This is a genomic window from Dyella sp. KRB-257, assembly GCF_049445995.1.
Classification (GTDB): Bacteria; Pseudomonadota; Gammaproteobacteria; order Xanthomonadales; family Rhodanobacteraceae; genus Dyella_A.
Map to the genome: position 1 here is coordinate 150399 of NZ_JBMSDZ010000007.1, position 21749 is coordinate 172147.

The 21749-nt window shown below is 69.7% G+C and carries 19 protein-coding genes; 16 read left to right on the forward strand and 3 right to left on the reverse strand.

Translation table 11 applies throughout. The features are described 5' to 3' along the window. Positions 1-9: 9 nt before the first annotated feature. The 4 genes from recG to ACO2Q2_RS07915 all read left to right on the forward strand — a co-directional run bounded on the left by recG (position 10) and on the right by ACO2Q2_RS07915 (position 4999). Positions 10-2121 (forward strand): ATP-dependent DNA helicase RecG, encoded by a 2112-nt coding sequence (gene recG / locus ACO2Q2_RS07900; protein WP_423255212.1) that lies wholly within the window; start codon positions 10-12, stop codon positions 2119-2121. 66 nt (positions 2122-2187) lie between these two features. Continuing rightward, positions 2188-3120 carry a nucleoside hydrolase gene (locus ACO2Q2_RS07905; protein WP_423255213.1) on the forward strand — a complete coding sequence of 311 codons (933 nt, stop codon included), beginning with the start codon at positions 2188-2190 and terminating at the stop codon, positions 3118-3120. Between the two features lie 72 nt (positions 3121-3192). Beyond that, a complete protein-coding gene (locus tag ACO2Q2_RS07910; protein WP_423255214.1) occupies positions 3193-3438 on the forward strand; it encodes a type B 50S ribosomal protein L31 in 246 nt (81 codons plus the stop codon). 265 nt (positions 3439-3703) lie between these two features. Then, the gene (locus ACO2Q2_RS07915) at positions 3704-4999 is read left to right on the forward strand and encodes a citrate synthase (protein ID WP_423255215.1); all 1296 of its coding nucleotides are present in this window, start codon (positions 3704-3706) and stop codon (positions 4997-4999) included. 93 nt (positions 5000-5092) lie between these two features. Here the strand turns inward: ACO2Q2_RS07915 and ACO2Q2_RS07920 are convergent, their stop codons facing one another. Together ACO2Q2_RS07920 and ACO2Q2_RS07925 are read right to left on the reverse strand one after the other, a co-directional pair. After that, positions 5093-5761 carry a hypothetical protein gene (locus tag ACO2Q2_RS07920; protein ID WP_423255216.1) on the reverse strand — a complete coding sequence of 223 codons (669 nt, stop codon included), beginning with the start codon at positions 5759-5761 and terminating at the stop codon, positions 5093-5095. Between the two features lie 73 nt (positions 5762-5834). Beyond that, a complete protein-coding gene (locus ACO2Q2_RS07925; protein WP_423255217.1) occupies positions 5835-8357 on the reverse strand; it encodes a penicillin-binding protein 1A in 2523 nt (840 codons plus the stop codon). Between the two features lie 248 nt (positions 8358-8605). Here ACO2Q2_RS07925 and ACO2Q2_RS07930 point away from each other — a divergent pair, with 248 nt between their 5' ends. From ACO2Q2_RS07930 to ACO2Q2_RS07985, 12 genes are all read left to right on the forward strand, one after another. After that, positions 8606-9664, forward strand: a complete 1059-nt coding sequence (locus tag ACO2Q2_RS07930) for a pilus assembly protein PilM (RefSeq protein ID WP_423255218.1) — start codon at positions 8606-8608, stop codon at positions 9662-9664. Beyond that, positions 9664-10305 (forward strand): PilN domain-containing protein, encoded by a 642-nt coding sequence (locus ACO2Q2_RS07935; protein WP_423255219.1) that lies wholly within the window; start codon positions 9664-9666, stop codon positions 10303-10305. The genes ACO2Q2_RS07930 and ACO2Q2_RS07935 overlap by 1 nt, the downstream gene beginning before the upstream one ends. Beyond that, complete coding sequence (locus ACO2Q2_RS07940; RefSeq protein ID WP_423255220.1) at positions 10302-10952, forward strand: type 4a pilus biogenesis protein PilO; 651 nt, start codon at positions 10302-10304, stop codon at positions 10950-10952. The genes ACO2Q2_RS07935 and ACO2Q2_RS07940 overlap by 4 nt, the downstream gene beginning before the upstream one ends. Beyond that, entirely contained in the window at positions 10949-11500 is a 552-nt protein-coding gene (locus ACO2Q2_RS07945; protein ID WP_423255222.1) for a pilus assembly protein PilP, read from the forward strand. Before ACO2Q2_RS07940 ends, ACO2Q2_RS07945 begins: the two co-directional genes overlap by 4 nt. Positions 11501-11556: 56 nt before the next feature. Further along, positions 11557-13725 (forward strand): type IV pilus secretin PilQ, encoded by a 2169-nt coding sequence (pilQ, locus tag ACO2Q2_RS07950; RefSeq protein ID WP_423255224.1) that lies wholly within the window; start codon positions 11557-11559, stop codon positions 13723-13725. 41 nt (positions 13726-13766) lie between these two features. Further along, the gene (locus ACO2Q2_RS07955) at positions 13767-14015 is read left to right on the forward strand and encodes a hypothetical protein (RefSeq protein ID WP_423255225.1); all 249 of its coding nucleotides are present in this window, start codon (positions 13767-13769) and stop codon (positions 14013-14015) included. Between the two features lie 98 nt (positions 14016-14113). Further along, positions 14114-15112: an AAA family ATPase gene (locus tag ACO2Q2_RS07960; protein WP_423255227.1), complete on the forward strand. Its 999-nt coding sequence runs from the start codon at positions 14114-14116 to the stop codon at positions 15110-15112. Continuing rightward, entirely contained in the window at positions 15109-16038 is a 930-nt protein-coding gene (locus ACO2Q2_RS07965; RefSeq protein WP_423255228.1) for a DUF58 domain-containing protein, read from the forward strand. Before ACO2Q2_RS07960 ends, ACO2Q2_RS07965 begins: the two co-directional genes overlap by 4 nt. 5 nt (positions 16039-16043) lie before the next feature. Further along, on the forward strand, positions 16044-16586 hold the full coding sequence (locus tag ACO2Q2_RS07970; RefSeq protein WP_423255229.1) for a DUF4381 family protein: 543 nt from the start codon (positions 16044-16046) through the stop codon (positions 16584-16586). After that, on the forward strand, positions 16579-17568 hold the full coding sequence (locus ACO2Q2_RS07975) for a VWA domain-containing protein (RefSeq protein ID WP_423255282.1): 990 nt from the start codon (positions 16579-16581) through the stop codon (positions 17566-17568). Before ACO2Q2_RS07970 ends, ACO2Q2_RS07975 begins: the two co-directional genes overlap by 8 nt. Then, positions 17565-19466: a VWA domain-containing protein gene (locus ACO2Q2_RS07980; RefSeq protein ID WP_423255231.1), complete on the forward strand. Its 1902-nt coding sequence runs from the start codon at positions 17565-17567 to the stop codon at positions 19464-19466. Before ACO2Q2_RS07975 ends, ACO2Q2_RS07980 begins: the two co-directional genes overlap by 4 nt. Further along, positions 19463-21178: a BatD family protein gene (locus tag ACO2Q2_RS07985; RefSeq protein ID WP_423255232.1), complete on the forward strand. Its 1716-nt coding sequence runs from the start codon at positions 19463-19465 to the stop codon at positions 21176-21178. Before ACO2Q2_RS07980 ends, ACO2Q2_RS07985 begins: the two co-directional genes overlap by 4 nt. On the opposite strand, the gene ACO2Q2_RS07990 is transcribed toward ACO2Q2_RS07985, so the two are convergent. Next, positions 21165-21686, reverse strand: a complete 522-nt coding sequence (locus ACO2Q2_RS07990) for an O-acetyl-ADP-ribose deacetylase (RefSeq protein ID WP_423255233.1) — start codon at positions 21684-21686, stop codon at positions 21165-21167. The genes ACO2Q2_RS07985 and ACO2Q2_RS07990 overlap by 14 nt on opposite strands. Positions 21687-21749: the final 63 nt, after the last annotated feature.

Here is a 21749-nt window from a genome sequence, read left to right on the forward strand (position 1 = left end):
GCTTGCGCGATGCCTGCCCGAAACGCCGCCGCCCTGTCATCCACGGACACCCCCGGCCTGCGGCCGGTCGCCAGCCTGCCCGGCGTCGGCCCCGCGCTGGTCGAGGCGCTGGCGCGGCTGGGGCTGGAGCGCGTGCAGGACCTGTGGTTCCACCTGCCGCTGCGCTATGAAGACCGCACCCGCCTGACGCCGATCGCCGACCTGCGTCCGGGCGACCGCGCCCAGGTCGAGGGCGTGGTGGATGCGGTGGAGCGTGGATTCCGCTTCCGCCCGCAGCTGAAGGTGGCGATCAGCGACGATTCGCGCGAGACGCTGCAACTGCGGTTCTTCCACTTCCATCGTGCGCAGGCCGAGCTGCTCAAGCCCGGCACGCGCCTGCTCTGCTACGGCGAGGTGCGGCTGGGCAACCAGGGGCTGGAAATGGTCCATCCGCAGTACGAACGGCTGGCCGGCAGCGCGCCGGCGGCGATGAACGAGCTGCTGACGCCGGTCTATCCCACCACCGAGGGACTGGGGATCAAGCGGCTGGCGGGAGTGATCGCCAAAGCCTTGGCGCTGCTGCCGCCCGAGGCGGCGCTGGAGCTGATTCCGCCGCCGTTGTGCGCGGAACACGGGCTCACTTCGCTGCGCGAGGCGCTGCTCTACGTGCACCGGCCACCGGCCGATGCGGATCTTGGCCAGCTCACGCTCGGTGTCCACCCGGCCCAGCAGCGGCTGGCCTTCGAGGAACTGCTGACCCAGCACCTCAGCCTGCGCCGCATGCGTGCGGCCGTGCGCATGCGGCGCGCGCCCGCGTTGGATGGCACGGGTCGGCTGCGTGCACAGCTGATGGCGTCACTGCCGTTCACCCTGACTGCGGCCCAGCGGCGGGTGACGGACGAGGTGGTGCACGACATCGCCCGCAACAAGCCGATGCTGCGCCTGGTGCAGGGCGACGTCGGCTCGGGCAAGACCGTGGTCGCCGCGCTGGCCGCGCTGGCCGCAGTGGAATCCGGCTACCAGGTGGCGCTGATGGCGCCGACCGAACTGCTGGCCGAGCAGCATCTGCGCAACTTTCGCCACTGGCTCGAACCGCTGGGCATCGCCGTCGAATGGCTGGCCGGCAAGGTGCAGGGCAGGGCGCGCCAGCAGGCGCTCAAGCGCATGGCGGAGGGCGCGCCGGTGATGGTCGGCACCCACGCGCTGATGCAGGAGGGCGTCGCGTTCGGCCGACTCGGGCTGGTGATCGTCGACGAGCAGCACCGTTTCGGCGTGCACCAGCGCCTGGCCCTGCGCGACAAGGGGCTGGAAGGCGATCAGGTGCCGCACCAGCTGGTGCTCACCGCCACGCCGATTCCGCGCACGCTGGCGATGAGCGCGTACGCCGATCTCGACGTGTCCTCCATCGACGAGCTGCCGCCCGGCCGCACGCCGGTACAGACCGTGGCGGTGTCCAACGCGCGCCGTGCGGAAGTGATCGAACGCATTGCCGGCGCGTGCGGCGAGGGCCGGCAGGTGTACTGGGTGTGCACGCTGATCGAGGAGTCCGAGCAGTTGCGCGCGCAGGCGGCCGAGGTGGCGCACGCGGAGCTTTCCGCCGCGCTGCCCGACCACGGCGTCGGCCTCATCCATGGCCGCATGAAGCCGAAGGACAAGCAGGCCGTGATGGACGCCTTCAAGGCCGGCAAACTGGCCGTGCTGGTGGCCACCACGGTGATCGAGGTGGGCGTGGACGTGCCCAACGCGAGCCTGATGGTGATCGAGAACAGCGAACGCCTCGGCCTGGCCCAGCTGCACCAGCTGCGGGGACGCGTCGGCCGCGGCGCGATCGCCTCCAACTGCGTGCTGCTGTACCAGCCGCCGATCGGCCAGCTGGCGCGCGAGCGTCTGCAGGTGATGCGCGAAACCAACGACGGCTTCCGCATCGCCGAGAAGGACCTCGAGCTGCGCGGCCCCGGCGAAGTGCTGGGCACACGGCAGACCGGCCAGCTCAGCTTCCGCATCGCCGACCTGGCGCGCGACGCGCACCTGCTGGACGCCGTGCATGAAGTCGGCGAGACGATGCTGCGCGAGCATCCGCGTGCCGCCGAACAGCTCATCGAGCGCTGGATCGGCGGTGCGGCACGCTACGCGCACGCGTGAAGCGCACGTTGTCCCGCCGCCCGCCTTGCGCTTAAGCTGACCGGCTCTGCCGATACGGGACGGTCCATGAGCCAGCCGAAATTCCTGATTGATACCGACCCGGGCGTCGACGACGCGCTGGCCATCCTGATGGCGTACGCCCATGCCGACGTCGTCGGCCTGAGCGTCGCCGCCGGCAACGTCGGCCTCGCCCATACGGTGCGCAACGCACGCACCCTGGTCGACCTGATGGGCGCCGCCACGCCGGTGTTCGCCGGCTGCCCGGGGCCGCTGGTGCGCATGCCCGAGGAGGATGCCTCCTTCGTGCACGGCAGCGACGGCTTCGGCGATGTCGGCTTTCCCGAGCCGACGGCGGCGGCCGCAGACGAGGCCGCCGCGCTGGCGATCCTGCGCCTGACCCGCGAGCACCCCGGTCAGCTCACCCTGGTGGCGCTGGCGCCGCTGACCAACCTGGCGCTGGCGCTGCGGCTGGACCCGGCGCTGCCGCAACGCGTCGCGCGGCTGGTGGTGATGGGCGGCGCGGTGACCGGCCTGGGCAATACCGGCAAGGTGCCGGCCGAGTTCAACGTCGGCTTCGACCCGGAGGCGGCGCACGTGGTGTTCGAGGCGTTCCCGCAATTCGACCTGATCGACTGGGAGGCGACCCTGCGCTACGCCTTCGGCGAGGACACCTTCGATCGCTGGCTCGCCGCCGGCGACGCGCGCGCCGGGTTTTTCGGCAAGGTGTTCGGCACGGCGCGGGCATTCAACCGCAGCCGCGGGCGCCGCGGGGTGATCGCCGCCGATGCGCTGGCGATGGCCGTGGCGATCGATCCGTCGATCGTCACCCGCAGCGAGGCCCGCCACGTGGCCGTGGAACTGGACGGCCGGCTGACCCGCGGCGCCACCGTGGTCGACTGGGCCGGGCGGCTGCAGCGTCCGGCCAACGCCAATATCGTCATGGAGCTCGACGCGGAGCGCTTCGCCGCCATGGTGCGCCGGGCGCTCGGCGCGCCGTAGCGCTTCGGGTTGACCCGTGCTGGGCCGGGTTTGTACAATACCGCTCTTTTCACCCACCGCTTTGAGCCCGTCATGAAGCCCGATATCCATCCGAACTACCGCCAAGTGGTGTTCCAGGACCTCTCGTCCGACTTCGCGTTCCTGACGCGTTCGACGATTGCCGCCAGGGAAACCGTCAAGTGGGAGGACGGCAACGAGTACCCGCTGGTCAAGGTGGATATCTCCAGCCATTCGCACCCGTTCTACACCGGCAAGCAGAAGACCCTGGACGTCGGCGGTCGCGTGGACAAGTTCCGCCGCCGCTACGCGCAGAAGTAAGACTTGCAGTGATTCCGACCGGCGCCGCGGCGCCGGTCGAGCAGGCATCGAGCACGGGGCAGACCGACGTCTGCCCCGTGCTTTTTTGTGCCTGCCACTCGACCATCCGCCAACGCATGTCGGCGATGGCGTTATGCGATAATTCGGGGCCCAGGCGCCACGGCGCCTGCCGCAGCGCCGGCCCCGTTGCCGCTGCCCCGATTCCCTCGCCAGCCGGAGCCGCCCTGCGGCCCCGGCGGCGGTGACATACGTGAAGGAGGTTTCCGTGCCCGATGCAAAGATCGTCAAGCTGACCGACGAGTCGAACAACCGCAGCAGCGAGCTGCCCCTGGTGACCGGCACGCTGGGTCCGTCGTGCATCGATCTGGGCACGCTGTACAGGGACACCGGCCACTTCACCTACGATCCCGGCTACGGCAGCACCGCCAGCACCCGGAGCGCGATCACCTACATCGATGGCGACGAGGGCGTGTTGCTCTACCGCGGCTACCCGATCGAGCAGTTGGCCGAGCACTCGAACTTCCTGGAAGTGTCTTACCTGCTGCTCAACGGCGAGCTGCCGAAGCAGGCCGAGTTCGCCGCCTTCGAGCACCAGATCACGCATCACACGATGATGCACGAGTCGCTGAAGAACTTCTTCCAGGGCTTCCACCACAACGCCCATCCGATGGCCATGCTGGCCGCCTCGGTGGCGTCGCTATCGGCGTTCTACCATGACGATCTCGACGTCGATAACCCGGACGACCGCAGGCTGGCGGCGATCCGCCTGATCGCCAAGATGCCGACCATCGCCGCGGCCGCCTACCGCTATTCGATCGGCTGGCCGATGCGCTATCCGCGCAACAACCTCGAGTACGTCACCCGTTTCCTGCACATGATGTTCGAGGTGCCCAGCGAACCGCTGATGCTCAATCCGGTGGCGGCCAAGGCGCTGGACCTGCTGTTCATCCTGCACGCCGACCACGAGCAGAACGCCTCTACCTCCACCGTGCGTCTGGTCGGTTCGACCGGTGCCAATCCGTACGCATCGATCGCGGCGGGCATCACCGCGCTGTGGGGCCCCGCACATGGCGGCGCCAACGAGGCGGTGCTGAAGATGCTCGAGGAGATCGGCACGCCGGACAAGGTCGAGACGGCGGTCAGGCGCGCGAAGGACAAGAACGACAACTTCCGCCTGATGGGCTTCGGTCACCGCGTCTACAAGAACTTCGACCCGCGCGCCAGGATCATCCGCGAGATGTGCCACAAGGTGCTGGCCGAGCTCGGCGTCAACGATCCGCTGCTGGACGTGGCGATGAAGCTGGAAGAGGCCGCGCTGAAGGACGACTACTTCGTCGAGCGCAAGCTCTACCCGAACGTCGATTTCTACTCGGGCATCATCTACAAGGCGCTGGGCATTCCCACCGAGATGTTCACCGTGATGTTCGCCATCGCCCGCACCGCCGGCTGGATCGCGCACTGGATCGAGCAGCACGAAACCCCGGGCGCGCGTATCGGCCGACCACGGCAGGTCTATACCGGCGCCGTGCCGCGCGATTTCATTCCCGCCGCCAAGCGCTGAGCGCGACGTCCCGGAGCGGCGCACGCCGCCCCCCGGGCGCCTGGGAAAACGCCCCGGCATGCCGGGGCGTTGTTTATTCGGCGGGATGCGCTGTCAGCGCAGTGCGGCAAGCTTGCGTTCCAGCCCGTCGTCGCATCCCTCGCGCAGCATCTGCTCGACGGCGGTCACGCTGGCGCGGCGCATCGGCTTTTCGTCGATGCGGTCCAGCGGCGGCTGGCGCAGGGAATCGGTCGGCAGCACGGTGAGGTCGAACGGCAGGCCGTCGGCGGAAAACAGCAGCACCGGGTATTCGCCCGTCTCCTCGCGGCGCAGGCGCAGGCGCCGGGTCTGGCTTTCGAACGGGACGCCGTGCTCGTCCAGGAAGCGCAGCACGTCGTCCGGATCGTCGGTGAACAGATGCAGGCACACGGCCGAGTGTGCGTCTGCCGTGCCCTCCAGCACTGCGCCGACCAGGCGCGGCTGGTAGGCGACGAGGAAGCGCATCGCCTCGATCGCGGCCTCGCGGCAGCGGCGCACCCGCTGCGGCTGAGTGTCGGCATGGAAGATCCTCTGGTGTTCGCGCAGAGCCTGCGCGATCTCGTCGTTGCGCGGCAGGCTCTGCGTGTCGAGGATGCCCAGTCGCTCGGACGCCTTGAGCTTGGCGTGATGGAAGTCGCGGATGCCGTGCTCGCTCATCAGGCGAGCGGCTTCCTGGGCGACGCGCAGCCGGTTGCGCTGCAGGCGGTCATGGGCGTGGATGCGGTGGTGCTCGCCTCGGGCCATGTCACGCTCCTCCTCATCGGGTAGGTCGCCGCCCGTCGGGGGCGGCGGGCGCGGCACGATCCTACCCGGTACGTCAGAAAATGTCGTAGGCGTGCTGCTTGTCCTGCTCCTGCTGCTGGGCCGCCTGCTTGCGCAGCTTGTCCAGGTCTTCCACCTTGAACATTTCCGGCATGGTGTTGGTGTCGCCCGCCGGCGCGGGCAGGCCGGTGCTGCGGTCGATGATGAGCGTGCTGATGCCCGGCGGCATGGAGAGCATGTTCTCCGGCAATCCCTTCAGCGCGCTGCCCATGTACTCCATCCAGATCGGCAGCGCGGCCTGCGCGCCGAACTCGCCGACGCCGTTGGAGCGGCCGAGCGAGCTGAAATCGTCGAAGCCGACCCACACTGCCGTGGACAGGTCGCCATTGAAGCCGACGAACCATGCATCGCGATGGTCGTTGGTCGAGCCGGTCTTGCCGGCCAGGTCCTCGCGCCCCAGTGCGCGTGCCGCCGCGCCCGTGCCGCGCAGGATCACGTCCTTCATCAGCGAGGTCACCAGGTAGTCATTGCGGATGCCGATCACATGCGGAGCGAGCACCGGCGGCGCCTGGGCGTTGTCGTGGGTGTCGCTGGGCAGTATCGCATCGCCCACGACGGCCGCGCTGCCGCTGGCGGCCGGATCGGCGGCGGTGCTGGCGGCGGTTGCGCTTTCGGCCGGCGGCGGGCCGGGCGGACTGGTCTCGAGCAGGCGCTCCTGGCACGAGCGGCACGCCCGTGCCGGATTCGCCAGGTAAACCGGCTTGCCGTCGCGGTCGTCGATTTCGCGGATGAAATAGGGCTTCACCAGGTAGCCGCCGTTGGCGAACACCGCGTAGCCCCGTGCCATGCCCATGGGCGATACCGAGGCGGTGCCCAATGCCATCGACAGGTTGGGCGGCAGCGCATCGAGCGAGAAGCCGAAGCGGGTGGCGTACTCCCGCGCATAGCGCACGCCGATCGCGTCCAGCAGGCGCACGGACACCAGGTTCTTGGACTGCACCAGCGCCTCGCGCAGGCGGATCGGCCCGTCGAACTTGCCGTCGTCGTTGGACGGCGTCCACAGCCCGCCGGGCTTGGACGGGTCGGGCAGCGCCAGCGGCGCGTCGTTGACGATGGAGGCGGGCGTGAAGCCGCGATCGAACGCCGCCGAATAGATGTAGGGCTTGAAGCTCGATCCGGGCTGGCGGGCGGCCATCACGGCGCGATTGAACTTGCTCTGCGCAAAGCTGAAGCCGCCGACCAGCGCCTGGATGGCGCCGTCCTCGGGGTCCACCGAGGTGAGTGCCCCCTGCACCTTGGGTATCTGCGCCAGTTCCCATGCCCCCTTGTCGTTGCGCGACACGCGGATGATGTCGCCGCGCCTGAGCACGCTGTCCACGCGCCTGGGCGGTGCGCCCACGCGCGAATCGCTGATGAAGGGGCGTGCCCAGCCCACGGCGGCCAGGTCGAGCGTGGCGCTGTCATGGCTGGACAGGTACACCGTGGCCGCGGTCGGCGAGACGGCGGTGACCACGCCCGGCTGCAGGCCGGAGACGCTGCTGTAGCCGGCCAGCAGGTTGTCGAGGGCGGCGGTATCTGCGCCGCCGGGCAGGTCGGAGTGCGCCTCGGGGCCGCGCCAGCCGTGGCGGCGGTCGTAGGCCACCAGGCCATCGCGCAGCGCGTCGACGGCGGCAGTCTGCCGCGCACTCTGCAGCGTGGTCTTCACCACGTAGCCGTCGGTGAGTGCGTTGTTGCCCAGGCGGTCGAGCACCTGCCGGCGCACCATCTCGGCCAGATAGGGCGCATCGACCTCGATCGGCTGCTCGTGCGCGAAGGCGCCGTTGGGTTCCTTGATCGCCTGCGCGTACTCGGCCTTGCTGATGTAGCGGTGCTCGAGCATCTGCCCGAGCACCCAGTTGCGGCGGGCCAGCATGCGGGCCGGGTGATTGATCGGGTTGACCGCGGACGGCAGCTGGAAGGTCGATGCGATCGCGGCGCACTCGGCGATCGTCAGCTGGTCCAGCGTCTTGCCGTAGTAATACTCGGCGGCGGCGGCCACGCCGTAGGAACGGTGGCCCAGGAACATCTTGTTGAGGTAGAGGCCCAGAATCTGGTCCTTGGTCAGCTCGTTCTCCATGCGCACGGCAATGAAGATTTCGGTGAGCTTGCGCGAGTAGAGCTTCTCGGGGCTCAGGAAAAAGTTGCGCGCGACCTGCTGGGTGATGGTGGAACCGCCGGAGCCCTTGTCGCCGCCGGAGATGATCACGTGCCATGCCGCACGCGCGATGCCGTGCCAGTCGAAGCCCGGATGCGAGTAGAAATCGGCGTCCTCGGCCGACAACACCGCGTGCTTGAGGCGGTCGGGCACCTTGCCGATGTCGACCGGGATGCGCCGGGTTTCGCCGAACGTGGCAATCAGCTTGCCGTCCGCGCTCTCCACCCGCAGCGGCACCTGCATGCGGTAGTCCTTCAGCTCGTCGACATTGGGCAGGCGGGGGGCGATCAGCCAGTAGGCGACGCCGATCGCGGCTACGCCGAGCAGCAGTCCCGAGAAGGCCAGGATCAGTGCCCAGCGGAGCAGACGCTTGAAAATTCGCATGATGTGGAGGTAGCGAGACCTGAGTCAAAACGTGCCAGAGTATAGATGTAGCACCATCGCCTGCAGGGTCCGGGGGGGCAGGGCGCAAAAAACAGGCCAGCGAGCCGAATGACCCAAATGTGTGTCCCATCACGCCACCGAGTCGAGAAAGTGGCCGTATACCGTTGCTATTACGTTAATTTTTGGATTTAATGCCAGCGCACATCTGCCGGGAACCGGCTGGAGCGCCAGGGGAAGGGGGACAAACCGTGGGTCTTTTTACACCCAAGAAGCCGCCGCTTATTGGTGTCGACATCAGTTCGACCGCCGTCAAGCTGCTGCAGCTCAGCCAGGTCGGCGGCCGCTACCGCGTCGAGCATTACGCGGTCGAGCCACTGCCCCCCAATGCGGTTGTCGAGAAGAACATCGTCGAGGTCGAGGCGGTCGGTGAAGCGATCCGGCGCGCGCTGGCCCGCTCCGGCTCCAAGCTCAAGCACGCCTGCGCGGCGGTGGCCGGCTCCGCCGTGATCACCCGCGTGGTGCCGATGTCCAGCGAACTGTCCGAGGACGATCTCGAAGGGCAGATCCAGGTCGAGGCCAACCAGTACATTCCCTACCCGATCGACGAGGTCAGCCTCGACTTCGAGGTGATGGGCCCGGTGCGCGACAACCCGGACATGAACAACATCCTGCTCGCCGCCTCGCGCACCGAGAACGTGGACATGCGTGTGGCGGCCCTCGATCTGGGCGGCCTTGCCGCCAGGGTGATCGATGTGGAGGCGTTTGCACTGGAGAACGCCTTCGCCATGCTGGCCGACCAGCTCAACGTCGGCCGCGATGCGCTGGTCGCCGTGGTCGACATCGGCGCGACCATGACCACCCTCTCGGTGCTGCGCAACCAGCGCACCATCTATTCGCGCGAGCAGGTGTTCGGCGGCAAGCAGCTCACCGACGAAATCATGCGCCGCTACGGCCTCTCCTACGAGGAAGCCGGCCGCGCCAAGCGCAAGGGCGGGCTGCCCGAGTCCTACGAGACCGAGGCGCTGGAGCCGTTCAAGGAATCGCTGACCCAGCAGATCAGCCGCCTGCTGCAGTTCTTCTTCGCCGGCAGCGAATACAGCAAGGTGGATCAGGTCGTGCTCGCCGGCGGCTGTGCCTCGATCGAAGGTCTGGCGCCGATGCTCGAGGAGCAACTGGGCATCCCCTGCGTGGTGGCCAATCCGCTGGCGCGCATGTCGCTGTCCTCGCGCGTGCAGGCGCAGGCGCTGGCCCAGGACGCGCCGGCGCTGATGATTGCGGTCGGCCTTGCGCTCAGGAGCTTCGACTGATGGCACATATCAACCTCCTTCCGTGGCGTGCCGAGCGCCGCAAGCAGCGAGAGCGTGAATTCTTCATGCAACTGGGCGCGGCGGCGGCTGCCGCGGTGCTCTGCGTGCTGCTCTGGGGCTGGTGGATGGGCCTGCGCATCGACAACCAGAACGAGCGCAACGCCTACCTGCAGACCGAGATCAAGCAGCTCGACGAGAAGATCGCCAAGATCAAGGATCTGGAAAAGGTGCGCGACCGCCTGCTGGCGCGCAAGCGGATCATCGAACAGTTGCAGGCCAACCGCTCGCAGATGGTCCATCTGTTCGACGAGCTGGTGAAAACCATCCCGGCCAGCGCGCGCCTCACCGGCCTCAAGCAGAGCGGCGACTCGATGTCGCTCGACGGCGTGGCCCAGTCCAACGCAAGCGTCGCCGAATACATGCGCAACATCGAGTCGTCGCCGTGGATGGGGCATGCCGACCTGCGCAAGACGGAGAATCTCCACAAGGACGAGCGCATGCCCTACACCTTCGCGCTCAACGTCTCGCTTAGCCGTCCCAAGGAGGATGCCCAGACCGGCAACGTCATGAGCGCGCCGGGCGCGGGCAAGGCGCCCGCCGCCACTGCGGCGAATCCGGCGAACGGAGGGGCCAAGCCGTGAAATTTCTCGACGACCTGCGCAGCCTCGACCGCAACAACATCGGTGGCTGGCCCCAGTCCATCAAGATCTTCTTCACGGCGCTGCTGTTCGCCGTGATCGGATTCCTCGGCTGGTACCTGCACATCAGCGACCAGCAGGATTCGCTGCAGACGCTCGCCGGCAAGGAAGGACAACTCAAGCAGGAGTTCGCGCAGAAGCAGGCCAAGGCGGTCAACCTCGACGCCCTGCAGCGGCAGCTCGACGAGATGCAGGACATGCTGCGCCAGCTGCTGCGCCAGCTGCCGGGCAAGACCGAAATGCCCGAGCTGCTGGTGGACATTTCGCAGACCGCCCTGTCGGCAGGCCTCGAAGTGGACCTGTTCCAGCCGGGCGCCGAGACGCCCAGGGACTTCTACGCCGAGGAGCCGATCTCGCTGCGCATGACCGGCACCTACCACCAGTTCGGTACCTTCATCAGCGGCGTCGCCTCGCTGCCGCGTGTGGTGATCCTCACGCTGCACGACGTGTCGCTCACGCCGAAGCAGGGCTCCACCAGCGGTCAGCTGGTCCTGCAGGGCACCGTCAAGACCTACCGTTACCTTGACGACGACGAGACGTCCGATGGCAGGGCGGCCGGGGCGAAGGGCAGCAAGAGGGGGCGGAAATGAGCCGGTCTTTCGCCATCAGGCATAACCGTGTGCTGCGCGCGGCAGCGCTGTGTGGCGCGCTGATCGCGCTCGCGGGTTGCACGCGGGGCATGTCCGACCTGCGCGACTGGGTCGCCAGGGAAAAGCTCAAGAAGGGCGCGCCGATCGATCCGCTGCCGGTCATCCGCACCTTCGAGACCTTCGAGTACAGCGACCAGGGCGACCGCGATCCGTTCAGTCCCAGCTCGGCCGAAACCCAGCCGGCCGCCACGTCGGCCACGGCGACGGGGCCGCGTCCGGACGAGAACCGCGTCAAGCAGCCGCTGGAGATGTTTGCCCTGGACAGCCTCAAGATGGTCGGCACGGTGGGCGCCGGTGCGAAAACCGAGGCGCTGATCAAGGATCCGGGCGGCGTCATCCATCGCGTGCACAAGAACGAATACATGGGCCAGAACTACGGCCGTATCACCGCGGTCAGCGACGATCACGTCGATCTCGTGGAACTCATCTCCAACGGTAATGGTGGCTGGATGGAGCGTCCGGCCAGCATCGCGCTCGGCGAGAAATAGGAAACACAGGGGCTGATGCAATGAGCAACCAAACCAAACCTGTTCAGGGCCGAATCATGCGCCACGCAAGCCGTTACCTGGCGATGACCCTGCTGATGGCGGGCGCCTTCTGGGCGCAGTCCGTCGCGGCCGCCGCCGCCACCCTGAAGGACATCAGCTACGACGTGCTGCCCGGTGGCCGCGTCGAACTGCACATGAATTTCGCCCAGGGCCAGGTGCCTCAGCCGAGCATCTTCACGACGCAGACGCCGCCACGCATCGCGGTGGATTTCGCCGACACCGACAATGCGGCGCCCCGCCATCTCGACATCGGCAAGGGTTCGACCTCCGGGGTGTCGGCGGTATCCGCCGGCGGGCGCACCCGCGTCGTGGTCGAGCTGATGCGTCAATCCAGCTACACCACGCGCGTGGCCGGCAACAGCCTCGTGCTGACGGTCAACAACGGCAGTGCCGCCCAGACCACCACCACCGCCGCGACGATCGATCCGTCCAAGCGCCTGCCGTCTGCAAGCAGCGGTCCGGCGGTGTCGAACGTCGATTTCCGCCGCGGTCCGAAGGGCGAGGGTCGGGTGCTGGTCAATTTCAGCGGCCCCGGCGCATCGGCCAACATACGCACGGAAGGCGACAAGGTAATCGTCGATCTGGAGCACGTGAACCTTCCGGCCAGCCAGGCGCAGCGACTGGATGTGGCGGATTTCGCCACGCCGGTGCAGTCCATCGCGACGCGCGCCAGCGGCACGGGTGCGCAGATGGAAATCAGCACCAGCGGCAGCGTCGAGACGTCGTCCTACCAGTCCGGCGACCAGTACGTCGTCGAGATCGCGCCGAAGAAAAAGAATGTCGCCACCGACCAGCTCGCGAAAGGGCAGGAGCCGGTCTACACCGGCAGCCGGGTCACCTTCAATTTCCAGGATATTCCGGTGCGCTCGGCCCTGCAGTTGCTGGCGGACATCTCCGGCCTCAACCTGGTTGCTTCCGACTCGGTGGGCGGCAGCGTCACGCTTCGCCTCGTCAACGTGCCGTGGGATCAGGCGCTCGATGTCGTCCTGCGCGCCAAGGGCCTGGACAAGCGGCGCAGCGGCAACGTGGTGTGGATCGCTCCGCAGGCCGAGCTGGCCAAGTACGAACAGGATCTGGCCGATGCCCGGATCAAGGCCGAGGACAACGCCGAGCTGATCACCGACTACGTGCCGATCAGCTACGGCAAGGCGTCCGACATCGCCAAGTTGCTCACCACCGAGAGCAAGCAGAGCTCCGGCGGCGGAACGGGTGCGAATACGAGCCGCGGGTTCCTCTCTCCTCGCGGCAGCGTGTCCTACGACGAGCGCACCAACACCCTGTTGCTGCACGACAGTCCCGACAACATCCGCGAGCTGCGCAAGCTCATCGCCGTGCTGGACAAGCCGGTGCAGCAGGTGCTGATCGAGTCGCGCATCGTGGTGGCAACGGACCAGTTCACCCGCGAGCTCGGCGCCAAGTTCGGCGTGCAGGGACGTTCCAACAACACCCAGTTCCAGAACGCGGCAACTGCCACGCCCAGCCTGCAGAGTGGCATTGGCGGCGGCAACGTGGTCTCGATCGGCGGCAATGACCAAGGCAACGGCACGGCGAGCGGATTGAACGTCAATCTACCCGCCGGCACGCCGGCCGGCAGCATTGGCCTTGCCATCCTCGGCGCCAACTACGCCCTCGATCTCGAGCTCTCCGCGGCGCAGACCGAGGGGCGGGGCGAGGTCATCTCCAGCCCCCGCGTGATCACCGCCAACCAGCAGGAGGCCGTGATCCGCCAGGGCCAGCAGATCGGCTATGTGACTTACCAGAACAGCGCCACCGGCGCCGCCGGCAGCGGCACGGCCACGGTGCAGTTCAAGGACGCGGTGCTGGAGCTCAAGGTGACTCCGACCATTACCGCGGACAACCGGGTCTACCTCAAGATCAACGTCAAGAAGGATGCCCTGGCCAAGTTCATCGATGCGCCCGGCAGCGGCCAGGTGCCGCAGATCGATACGCGCGAGCTCAATACCTCCGTCCTGGTCGACAACGGTCAGACGGTCGTGCTCGGCGGCATCTACGAGGTCACCAAGCAGAACTCCATCACCAAAGTGCCGGGCCTGGGCGACATTCCCGGCCTGGGCGTGCTGTTCCGCAAGACCTCGCGGCAGAACGACAAGGCCGAGCTGCTGATCTTCGTGACGCCGCGCATCCTCAGCGAAACGCTGCAGTAGCCGTCTGACGGCAAACGGACCGGACTGGAGAAGGGCGGCTGATGCCGCCCTTCTCCAGCTACCTGCCGATCCAGCACAAGAACGGCATCTCGGCGCTGGCGCGGCGGCCATTGGGCATGTCGTACCACACGGCGTGGCTGCTCAAACGCAAATTGGCGCAGGCCATGGTCGAGCGCAGCAGCGAGCAGGTGCTGGGCGGCATCGTGCGGATGGACGATGCGTACGGGACGGCGAACGCCACGGCGCGGACGCCGCCGCGGCGTTGTCGGCTCGCAACCCTGGATGCGTGATGTGGGCCTCGTCCATGACGAGCGGGCCAAGTGCAGCGTCGGACTAAACTTCCATGATGGAGCGTGGTCCCACGCCTGCTTCGAACATGGAAACCCGCATGACCGACACATCGTCAGATACCCTTGCCCATCCCCTGCAGCCGGCCTTCGCGCAGCTGCGCGAGGACCTCCAGCGGGCCATCATCGGCCAGCCGCGCCTGATCGACTGCCTGCTGATCGCCCTGCTGGCCGATGGCCATCTGCTGGTGGAAGGGGCGCCGGGACTGGCCAAGACCACCGCGGTGAAGGCGCTGGCGGCGTGCATCGACGCGGATTTCCACCGCGTGCAGTTCACCCCGGACCTGCTGCCGGCCGACCTCACCGGCACCGACGTGTTCCGTCCGCAGAGCGGCAGCTTCGAATTCGAGCGCGGCCCGCTGTTCCACAACATCGTGCTGGCCGACGAGATCAACCGCGCGCCGGCGAAGGTGCAGTCGGCCCTGCTCGAGGCGATGGCCGAGCGGCAGATCACCGTGGGACGCAGCACCTGGCGACTGCCCGAGCTGTTCCTGGTGATGGCCACGCAGAATCCGATCGAGCAGGAAGGCACCTTCGCCTTGCCGGAGGCCCAGCTCGACCGCTTCGTGATGCACGTCACCATCGGCTATCCGGATGCCGCCTCGGAGCTGGCCATTCTCAGGCTGGCCCGCGCGCAGGCGAGCCGCCACGCCCAGCCGCACGCGGCTCCTCGCGCGCGGCTGACGCCCGCCGACGTGATGCAGGCGCGCGAGGCCGCGCTTCAGGTGTACATGGCGCCGGCACTGGAGGAATACCTCACGCAGCTGGTGCTGGCCACGCGCGACGCCGGTCGCTACGGTCCCGAGCTCAAGCGCTGGATCGCCTGGGGCGGCAGTCCGCGCGCCACCATCGCGCTGGACCGCTGCGCGCGCGCGCATGCCTGGCTGAGTGGACGCGACTACGCGCTGCCGGAGGACGTCCACGCGGTGGTGCACGAAGTGCTTCGCCACCGCGTGCTGCTGAGCTACGAGGCGGAAGCCGAGGGCGTGCGCCCGGATCAGGTCATCGATCGCCTGCTGGACCTCGTGCCATTGCCGTGAACGCGTCGTTGCGATCTTCCGACGGCGATGGCGCCGTGCATGTTTCGCTGGCCGAACTGCTCGCGCTGCGCGCACGCGTCGGCAAGGTATCGCTGCCCCCACAGGCCAGTCGCGCCAACCGCGCGGGCCTGCAGTCCAGCCGTCTATACGGCCGCGGCATGGATTACGCCGAGTCGCGCATCTATCAGAACGGCGACGACGTGCGCCGGCTCGACTGGCGGCTCACCGCGCGCAGCGGCAAGCTGCACACCAAGCTGTTCCAGGAGGAGCGCGAAGGACGCCTGCTGATCGTGCTCGACGGGCACGCCTCGATGCGCTTCGGCACGCGCGTGCGCTTCAAGTCGGTGCAGGCCGCGCGCGCCGCGGCGTGGGCCGCCTGGCATGCGGTGAAGGCCGGTGAGCGCGTCGGCCTGATGGGGTTCGGTGCGCATGACGGGCTGCTCGTCCCGCGCGCCGGCCCGCGCGGCGCACTGGCGGTGTGCGGCGCGCTGGCCGACTGGGATGCGCAGACCGCCGCGCCGCGCGCCGAACCCCTCTCGCAGGTACTGCGGAACGTGGGGCGCGTGCTGCACGGCGCCAGCCGGGTGCTGCTGATCACCGACGGCGCCTGCAGCGACGAGGCGTCGCGTCGCCATCTGGTGCCGCTGGCGCGCCAGGCCCGGCTCGGCGTGCTCGCCGTGGTCGATCCGCTGGAAGCCGCACCCACGCCGATCGGTCGATATCCGCTGGAACACGACGGCGAGCGGGTCGAATGGATCGTCGGCAGCGCACGCCAGCAGCAGGTGCTGCCACAGCTGCTCGGCGCCGGCCACGCGCGTCTGCTTGCCTTGACGAAGGCCGCCGGTGCCGTCTGCCGCACGGTGGACACCACGGAAGATCCCTTCGACGCCGTGGCGGCGCTGCTCGGCCGGCGGGGGCGCGCGTGATGTGGATGCCCGACGCACCGGTGTCGGCGGCCGCGCCCACCGGACCCACGCTGCGCGACATCCACCTGCCGCCCGCACCGGGCTGGTGGCCGCCGGCGCCCGGCTGGTGGGTGCTGGCCGCCCTGCTGGTACTGGCGCTGTGGACGATCGCGCGCCACGGGCGCCGCGCGCACGCACGGTCGCGCCGTCGCGATGCGTTGCTGGCGATGCTGGAGTCCGTGCTGGCGCGGTACGCGCAGTCGCCGCAGACGCTCGCCGCCGGACTGCACCAGCTTCTGCGTCGCGCCGCGCGTTCGCTTGACCCGGCGGCGGGCACCCAGCGCGGCGCGGCGTGGCGCGCCACGCTGACGCGCGTCGGCGTCTCCGGTGAGAACATCGATCAATTGATGCAGCTCGATGCGGCGATGTATCGGCCGCAGTCTGCGATCGATATCGACGCGATCACGGCCGCCGTGCGCGCATGGCTGACGGCGCTGCCCGAGGTAGCAGAGGAGACGCGGGCACCGCGCCCGCGCCGCCGGTGGAGGCGTTCCCGTGGCGCTGCCTGAGCTGGCCTGGCCGTGGCTGCTGCTGGCGTTGCCGCTGCCGTGGCTGGCACGCCGCTGGCTGCGCCCGGCGCCGCCCGGTCGCGCCTTGCACCTGCCGCATCCGGGGCTGCCGGCGATGACGACGGTATCGATGCGCAAGGCCGGTTCGCGCGCCGGGCTGCTTGCCCTGGCGTGGCTGTGCCTGGTGGCCGCGGCGGTGCGCCCGCAGTGGGTGGGGCCGCCGCAGGCGCAGCAGCGCAGCGGGCGTTCGATGATGCTGGCGGTGGATCTTTCCGGCAGCATGCGCACCGACGACATGCGCCTGGCCGGACGCCCGGTGAGCCGCTTCGGTGCGGTGGAGGCGATCGCCGGCGACTTCATCGCGCGCCGCAGCGGCGACGAGCTGGGGCTGGTGCTGTTCGGCAGCCGGGCGTTCCTGGTGACGCCGCTGACCTACGACCTGTCCGCCGTCACCGCCCAGCTGCAGGGCGCCGCGGTGGGCCTGGCCGGTACCGAGACCGCCATCGGCGATGCCGTGGCGGTGGCGGTGAAGCGGCTCGCCGCGCTGCCGCAGGCGGCGCGGGTACTGGTGCTGCTCACCGACGGCGTCAACAACGCCGGCAGCATCGCGCCGCTGGAGGCGGCCAAGGCGGCCAGGGCGGCCGGCGTGCGCATCTACACCATCGGCATCGGCGCGGACCGCATGCGCGTGCCGGACTTCTTCGGCAGCCGCACCATCAACCCCTCGGCCGATCTCGATGTGGGCATGCTCACGGCGATGGCCGAGCAGACCGGCGGCCGGTTCTTCCGCGCCACCGACAGCGCGCAGCTGGCCGATGCCTACCGCACCATCGACGCGCTGGAGCCGCTGCCGCAGCGTGCGCCCACCCTGCGTCCGCGTCACGAGCTGTTCCGCTGGCCGCTGGGCGCCGCGGTGCTGCTGTTCGCGCTCGCCGCGCTGCCGTCGCGGGTCGGGCGCGCGCGTCGGGAGCAGCCGGCATGATAGCGGCGCTGCATGCCTTCCACTTCCTGCGGCCGCTGTGGCTGCTGGGCCTGCTCGTGCTGCCGCTGCTGGTGTGGCGCGGTGTCCGTGCCGATGCGGGCGTGCGCGAGCTGTCGCGGCTGGTCGACGCCGCACTGCTGCCGCACCTGCTCAGCGGCCGTCCGGCCGCTCGCCGCGTTTCCACCGCGCTGCTGGCGCTGGGCTGGACGCTCGCCACGCTGGCCTTCGCCGGCCCCACCTGGAGCCGGCAGCCGCAGCCGCTGTACGCCGAACGCGCCGCGCAGGTGGTGGCGATCTCGCTGTCGCCGCGCATGCTGGCGAAGGACGTGGCGCCGAGTCGGCTCGATCGCGCCAAGTACAAGGCGCGCGACCTGTTCGCCAGCAACCGCGCCGGCCAGAACGCGCTGATCGCCTACGCCGGCGAAGCCTTCTTGGTGGCGCCGCTCACCTCCGATGCGGGCAGCCTCGATGAACTGCTCGACGCGCTGGCGCCGGACATCATGCCCGTCGAAGGCGACAATGCGGCGCAGGCGATCGAGCAGGGCGTGAAGCTGGTGGCCCAGGCCAAGGCCGGTGGCGGTTCGCTGGTGCTGATCACCGATCGCGCCGATGCCGATGCGCAGGCCGCGGCGCGCCGTGCGCAGGCGCAGGGCGTGCGGGTGTCCGTGCTCGGCATCGGCACCACCGCCGGTGGTCCGGTACCGCTGGCCGGCGGCGGCTTCCTGCGCGACGCGCAGGGCAACCTGGAACTGGCGCGGCGTGACGATGCGGCGCTGGCCGCGCTCGCGGCGGCGGGGGGCGGTCGCTTCGTGCCGGCCAGTGACGATCACGGCGACATCGAGGCGCTGCACGCGCAGCTGCATGGCGGCGCGGCGGTGGCCAGCGGCGGCGCGCGCAGCGAGCAGTGGGTCGATCGCGGCCCGTGGCTGCTGCTGCCGCTGCTGCTGGTCGCCGCAGCGGGTTTTCGTCGCGGCTGGCTGCTGCTGCTGCCGCTGGTGCTGGTGCCGTTGCTCGTGCCCGGCGCCGCGCATGCGGACGGCTGGCGCGACCTGTGGCTGCGCCCGGACCAGCAGGCCGCGCGCGCGCTGCGGCAGGGCGACGTCGCCACCGCGCGCAAGCTGGCGCGCGATCCGGCGCTGCGCGGCGCGGCGGCCTACCGCTCGGGCGATTACGCCAGCGCCGCGCAGGCGCTGGCGCCGCTGCCCGGCAGCGATGCGCAGTACAACCTCGGCAACGCGCTGGCGAAGGAGCAGCGCTACAAAGAGGCGATCGCCGCCTACGACCGCGCGCTCGCCCGCGACCCGGCCAACGCCGATGCCAAGGCGAACAAGCAGGCCGTGGAGGACTGGCTGCGCCGCCAGCAGCAGAAGCCGCAGAACGGCGACAGCAACGACCGCAAGGATCACCAGGGCAAGGACGGCCAGCCCAACGGCCGGGGCGGCCAGTCCTCGTCCGGGGACAAGCCCTCCGACCAGGGCAAGTCGAAGGCGGGCGACAGCGGCCAGGGGTCGTCCGGCAAGCCCGGCGGTCCGTCGGACGAGCGCGCGCAGCAGCAGGCGCAGAAACCGGGCGATGCCTCTTCGCAGGATGCCGGCAAGCCGCAGACGGCCGAGCAGCGCGCCGCCGAGCAGGCGCGCGCGCAGGCGGCACGCCAGGCGCTGCAGCAGCAGATGGATCAGGCGCTCGCGAAACAAGGCAAGCCGGCCAGGGCCGATCCCGACCAGCCGTACCAGCTCGGCCTGCCCGACGACAGCGACCCGTCCTCGCACCTGCCGGCCGAGGTGCGCCAGGCGCTGCAGCGGGTGCCGGACGATCCGGGCGCGCTGCTGCGGCGCAAGTTCGAACTCGAATACCGGCAGCGCCTCGGCGGTGCGCCGACGGAGGATGAGCAGCCGTGACCCGTCCACTTCGCTTTCTCGCCATCGCGCTGTGCGGCTGGCTGCTGCCGTGGCTGGCACATGCCCAGGTGCAGGCCTCGCTCGACCGCAGCACGGCGCAGCTGGGCGACACCGTCACCCTCAACCTGCATTCGCGGACGGCGCCGCTGGCCACGCCGGATCTCTCGCCGCTCGCCGGCGACTTCCAGGTGCTCGGCCAGTCCAGCGGCAGTACCAGCAGCTTCGTCAACGGCCAGCGCAGCGTGGAGTATTCCTACGGCGTGGCGCTGCGCCCGCTGCACCAGGGTACGCTGCACATTCCGCCGCTGACGGTCGGCAGCGAAACCACCCAGCCGCTCACGCTGCAGGTGACCGCGCCGAGCGCGGCCAGCCAGGCCGCCACCGGGCCGGTGTTCGTCGAGGCGACGGTCGATCCCACCCGAGCCTACGTCGGCCAGCAGCTGTCGCTGAGCGTCAAGCTCTACTACACCGCCAACCTCGCCAACGCGTCGCTGGGCGATCCGCGCATCGACGGCGTCGACGTCAGCCGCATCGGCGGCGACACCGACTACCAGGCCGAGCGCAACGGCCGCACCTACAACGTGATCGAGCGCCGCTACGTGCTGGTGCCGCAGCGGCCGGGCGAGCTGACGATTCCGCCGATTCCGTTCCAGGGCGACCTGCTCGATCCCAGCGATCCGGACAGCTTCCTCGGCATGGGCGCACCGGTCTCCGCGCAAAGCCGCCCGCTCACCGTGACGATCCGGCCGGCGCCGGCCGACTGGGGCAGCGCCGCCTGGCTGCCCGCGCGCAAGCTCAGCCTCACCCTCGACGGCCTGCCCGACGCGGCCACGCCGCTGCGCGTGGGCCAGCCGTTCAACCTCACGCTGACCATGGAAGCCACTGGCCTGCCGTTCGAGGCGCTGCCCGCGCTCAGCCTGCCGGCGCTCGACGGCGCCACCGCGTATCCGGACAAGCCGGTCACCGGCAACCGCGAGGACGGTCCATGGGTGGTGGGACGGCGCCAGCAGGCGTTCGCCATCGTGCCGGGCAAGGCCGGCACGCTGACCGTGCCGGCGATCGCCGTGAAGTGGTGGGACGTGCTTACCGATCGCGCCGAGACCGCGACGATTCCCGCGCATCGGTTCACCGTGCTGTCCGCGGCAGGGACGCCGGCGCCTGCGGTGACGCCGCCGGCCGCCGCCGGGTCCAGCGTCCCCGCCGCGGCGTCGTCGACGGGCGCGGCTGCCGAAGGCCATCGCGCGCCGTCGCGCGGCCTGCCGTGGAGCTGGATCGCGCTGGGCAGCCTCGGGCTGTGGCTGGTCACCGTGCCGGTCGGCATCGTGTGGTGGCGCCGGCGGCGGTCGGCTGCGATGGCACCATCGCCGCCGGCAGCGGCGGTGGCGCCCTCCGCCCGCGAGGCGCGGCAGGCTTTCCTGCGTGCGGCGCGCGAGGCGGACGCGGCGGAGCAGGCGCAGCGGCTGCTGGCGTGGGCGCAAGCCGAACGCCCCGGCCTGCGCCATCTCGATGCGGTCGCCGCGGCGCTGGCGTCGCCGGAGCAGATCGCGGCCATCGACGCGCTGCAGCGCGCGCGCTACGCCTCCTCGGCGCCCGCGCCGGATCGCGAGGCGCTGGCCAGGGCGTTCGCGCAGGGCTTCGCCTGGCGCCGGGACGCGGCGACGTCGACCGGGCCCGATCCGCTGCCGCCGCTGTATCCGTTCACGCTGTGCTGAGCGCGCTGTCGAGAATCGCCGCCATCGCGGCGTCGCGCGCGCACAGCGTCACCTGCATCGACGGCCACTGCGCCAGCGCCTCGCGCACGCCGCGCACGGCCACGGCGGCAGCCGCCTCGGGCGGGTAGCCGTAGACGCCGCAGCTGATCGCCGGGAACGCCACGCGGTGCAGCGCATGCTCGGCGGCCAGCGCCAGCGCGTTCCGGTAGCAGCGCGCCAGCAGCAGCGCTTCGTCGTGATCGCCGCCGCGCCACACCGGCCCCACCGTGTGGATGACGTAGCGTGCGGGCAGATGGAAGCCCGGCGTGATCACCGCTTCGCCGGTGCGGCAGCGCACGCCGGGCATGTGCTCGGGCAGCGCGCGGCAGGCGGCCAGCAGCGCCGGTCCGGCGGCGCGGTGGATCGCGCCGTCCACCCCGCCGCCGCCGAGCAGGCTCGGGTTGGCGGCATTGACGATGGCGTCTTCGGCCAGCGTGGTGAGGTCGGCGACGATCACGCGCAAGGTCATGGTCTGTCCATGGGCGGGCACGTATGCTTGCCTGCGTTGGTCGATCCGGAGTACATGGCAACC

Bases quoted from the DNA above. Each gene is read 5' to 3' on its own strand.
- ACO2Q2_RS07960 (WP_423255227.1), top strand. From the start codon at position 14,114: ATGACCGACACATCGTCAGATACCCTTGCCCATCCCCTGCAGCCGGCC.
- ACO2Q2_RS07945 (WP_423255222.1), top strand. From the start codon at position 10,949: ATGAGCCGGTCTTTCGCCATCAGGCATAACCGTGTGCTGCGCGCGGCA.
- ACO2Q2_RS07955 (WP_423255225.1), top strand. From the start codon at position 13,767: ATGCCGCCCTTCTCCAGCTACCTGCCGATCCAGCACAAGAACGGCATC.
- ACO2Q2_RS07910 (WP_423255214.1), top strand. From the start codon at position 3,193: ATGAAGCCCGATATCCATCCGAACTACCGCCAAGTGGTGTTCCAGGAC.
- recG (WP_423255212.1), top strand. From the start codon at position 10: ATGCCTGCCCGAAACGCCGCCGCCCTGTCATCCACGGACACCCCCGGC.
- pilQ (WP_423255224.1), top strand. From the start codon at position 11,557: ATGCGCCACGCAAGCCGTTACCTGGCGATGACCCTGCTGATGGCGGGC.
- ACO2Q2_RS07920 (WP_423255216.1), bottom strand. From the start codon at position 5,761: ATGGCCCGAGGCGAGCACCACCGCATCCACGCCCATGACCGCCTGCAG.
- ACO2Q2_RS07935 (WP_423255219.1), top strand. From the start codon at position 9,664: ATGGCACATATCAACCTCCTTCCGTGGCGTGCCGAGCGCCGCAAGCAG.
- ACO2Q2_RS07970 (WP_423255229.1), top strand. From the start codon at position 16,044: ATGCCCGACGCACCGGTGTCGGCGGCCGCGCCCACCGGACCCACGCTG.
- ACO2Q2_RS07925 (WP_423255217.1), bottom strand. From the start codon at position 8,357: ATGCGAATTTTCAAGCGTCTGCTCCGCTGGGCACTGATCCTGGCCTTC.
- ACO2Q2_RS07980 (WP_423255231.1), top strand. From the start codon at position 17,565: ATGATAGCGGCGCTGCATGCCTTCCACTTCCTGCGGCCGCTGTGGCTG.
- ACO2Q2_RS07990 (WP_423255233.1), bottom strand. From the start codon at position 21,686: ATGACCTTGCGCGTGATCGTCGCCGACCTCACCACGCTGGCCGAAGAC.
- ACO2Q2_RS07905 (WP_423255213.1), top strand. From the start codon at position 2,188: ATGAGCCAGCCGAAATTCCTGATTGATACCGACCCGGGCGTCGACGAC.